The sequence below is a fragment of the Bacillus sp. NPDC094077 genome (assembly GCF_050279465.1).
Lineage (GTDB): Bacteria > Bacillota > Bacilli > Bacillales > Bacillaceae_G > Bacillus_A.
Map to the genome: position 1 here is coordinate 1 of NZ_JBNNUF010000051.1, position 3,115 is coordinate 3,115.

The window sequence follows — 3,115 nt, forward strand, 5'->3', positions numbered from 1 at the left end:
AAGGACTGCGGGGTTAGCCTAATAAATTAGAGTTCGATAGAACTCTTTACTTAGGAATCCCCCACTTTCACTTCTAAACGAAGTGAAAGTGGGGGGAGTTCAATGTAAAAAAGAAGATGAGAACGGTGGAGGAAGAAGTTTTTAAGCTATTTTTACAGCGGGGTTCATGGGCTATTTTAGCTGGATGGATATTGTGGACGAATAACAAAAGAAATGAACAACGAGAAGATAAGTATCAAACAGTAATCGAAAAGAATCAGGAAGTCATCGAAGAAAAAGCAAAAGCATTTGGATTTCTTTCTAGAGGTGTAACTGAAATCAAATAAAAAATTTTTGAAGCTGATGACAAATGAAAAAATCTATTAAAGTATTAATTTCAATTTCTATGGCTACTATGATTGCATTAACGTCAGCGGGGAGTGCTTTTGCTGATAGAATACTAATTATCGATGGTTTACCTAAAACACCATATCGTAGCGGAGTAGGAGCGTATGAGGGAGTTGTTGCATATAGTACGGCAACACCACAGTCAATATTCAACGATATGAATCTCGTACATGGCGCTCAACTTTCGTACATTATGCGGTAGATTGGGATGGAACAATTTAAATTGCAGACACAGAATATATCGCTTACGGCGCTGGACCAGCTGCTAACAAAAGATTTGTTCATGTAGAGCTTTCTGAAACTAGTAATCCAGCTAAATTTAAACCATCGTATGAACGTTATGTAAAACTTTTGGCTAAGATTTTAAAAGATAGAGGGATTCATCTAAGTAAAGGATTATGGACGCATAAAGATATTACTTATAAATTAGGGAGAACCGACCATGAAGATCCGCTTGATTATCTTCGTAGGCATGGCGTATCAGAATCGCAATGCCGAGAAGATGTTTTAAAGGCATATGAAGGCAGAATAGTTATTGCTAAACCAAAACGAAAAGAATCTAGCCAAAACGTTACAGGGGCAATAGGGGTTGCTTATATTGATGGTTATAACGTTAACCCTAGAAGTGGACCATCAATAAATAATGGTGTTATCCGTCAATTAGGTAAGGATGAATCATATTAAGTGTGGAGAATACAAGGTGATTGGTTAAATCTTGGTGGTAATCAATGGATTTATAACAACCCATTCTACATTAAATATCAAGGGGAACAAACTTCTGCAGCAAGTTCTGTAGTAGGTAAACGCGTTGTTTCTAAAGTAGACAACCTTCGCTTTTATGACGCTGCTTCCTGGTCTGATAAAGATGTAGCCGGAACTGTATATAAAGAACCTGGATTTACTATTGATGCTAAAGTTACCGTTAATGGTTCACCACAATATAAAGTACACAACAGTAGAGGAACAACATACTATCTAACTGCAAATTCAAGCTATGTGTATGTGAAATAAACGGAAAAAGAGCATTCCTCTGGCGATTGAGGAACGCTCTTTTTCTCATATTATAAAGAAATACATCTCATATTTAGTTTATCATAGTATTATATGTAACATTCGGAAGTAATATGTATATCAAAAATAAAGAAAGAGTATTCCCAGTTGGATGGAGTGGAATACCCTTTCTTCTGTATAACAGTATTGTCATTTTCATTACATATAATATAGCTTGAAAATAATAAAGACATCTTCCCCAATTGAAGATGCCTTTTTCCTGTTGTAAGTTCTTTAGATGTCAATTATAGATTATGCAGTTTACGTCTATTTTCTACAATAATAAGGTTGCCCTATAAACCATAATTACTTCATTATTACGAATCCGTAAACCCCTCCCGCGCGCCTTGATAGACAAAGTTAAGAATGTCATAAAAGTTGTTGGTAATAGCACAATCTTTCATAACATGTTGAGTTATATTTACCAAATTTTTCGCAAGGATGTATATTCTATCTCTTGTTTTCCAATCTAACAACAGCTCAATAAGAGAATATCATATTATAGACAATACAGGTTTTCATTTTTTCTCTTTGTCAAAGGGAATTTTGGTTGTGTTACAAAATTCGAGTTTGTGAGATTATATAGGGTCAAGATGTGAGTTAACAGCATCCCACTTGTTAATTCACTACCTCACAAAAAACATCCCTCGTGAAATATCATGAGAGATGTTTTATTTTGTTGATTTTAGATAATTGGATAATGAAACTTTGAACTTATTAAACACTAACGGTGCCGATGGGATAGTATCATAATACCATCGAAATGGGCTGGTGTTTTTCCTTTAGATAAAGGGAGTTTTTGTTGTGTTGCAAAATTTAAGTTTGTGAGATTCTATAGAAGGCATACATGAATTAAAAGTTCCCCCTTTTAATTCACTAATTCACTAATTCACTACCTAACTCTGCTTTCATTATAAACATCCCTCGTGAAATATCATGGGGGATGTTTAATTTTGTTCATTATATCTTACTCTAGAAGAGAAAAGGTAATTAACTGCAAATGAATCCTATGTTCCCTGAGTATGGATTGTGAGATGGAAAAGAACTAAGACTCATTATGAAACGTCTCGCTTCTTTTTAGGTGATTGGATAGTGAAACTTTGAACTTATTAAATACTAACGGTGCCGATGAGATTGTATCATAATACCATCGAAATAGGATGTTTTTTTCTTTAGATAAAGGGAGTTTTTGCTGTGTTGCAAAATTCGAGTTTGTGAGATTCTATAGAAGACAAGTGTGAGTTAATAGAATCCCTAATTTCTTTAATTCTTCACTTCGCTTTTCCCTAAAAACATCCCTCGTGAAATATCATGGGGGATGTTTAATTTTGTTCGTTATATTTTATTCTAGAAGAGATAAAGTGAGTAAAGATGAATGGATAACTTACGTTTCTATGATGCTCCATCTTGGCAGGATCAAGACGTTGCTGGTTCTGTAGATGTAGGATTCACTATTATCGATAAAGTATCTGTGAATGGTTCACCGCAGTATAAAGTTAGAAACAGTAGAGGAAATGTGTACTACATTACAGTTAGTTCATATTTTGTAAGAATAAAATAAAAAAAGAAACGATACTCCAATATAAAATGTACCCTATGGAATAGACACTTAAAAAAGTCTATTCCATAGGGTATTTCTTGTATAATAAGAAAAAAACTAGAATCGGAGAAAATTCAA

Annotated in this window: 2 protein-coding genes and 1 pseudogene; all 3 read left to right on the top strand. The window is 34.1% G+C overall.

Translation table 11 applies throughout. The annotated features are described in order from the left end of the window. The first annotated feature begins 116 nt into the window (after positions 1–116). The 3 genes and pseudogenes from ACQKNR_RS29165 to ACQKNR_RS29175 all read left to right on the top strand — a co-directional run bounded on the left by ACQKNR_RS29165 (position 117) and on the right by ACQKNR_RS29175 (position 2,998). Entirely contained in the window at positions 117–326 is a 210-nt protein-coding gene (locus ACQKNR_RS29165; RefSeq protein ID WP_427322742.1) for a BhlA/UviB family holin-like peptide, read from the top strand. 23 nt (positions 327–349) lie between these two features. After that, positions 350–1,398: pseudogene (locus tag ACQKNR_RS29170) on the top strand (peptidoglycan recognition protein family protein). Between the two features lie 1,414 nt (positions 1,399–2,812). Continuing rightward, positions 2,813–2,998 (top strand): N-acetylmuramoyl-L-alanine amidase, encoded by a 186-nt coding sequence (locus ACQKNR_RS29175; RefSeq protein WP_427322744.1) that lies wholly within the window; start codon positions 2,813–2,815, stop codon positions 2,996–2,998. Positions 2,999–3,115: the final 117 nt, after the last annotated feature.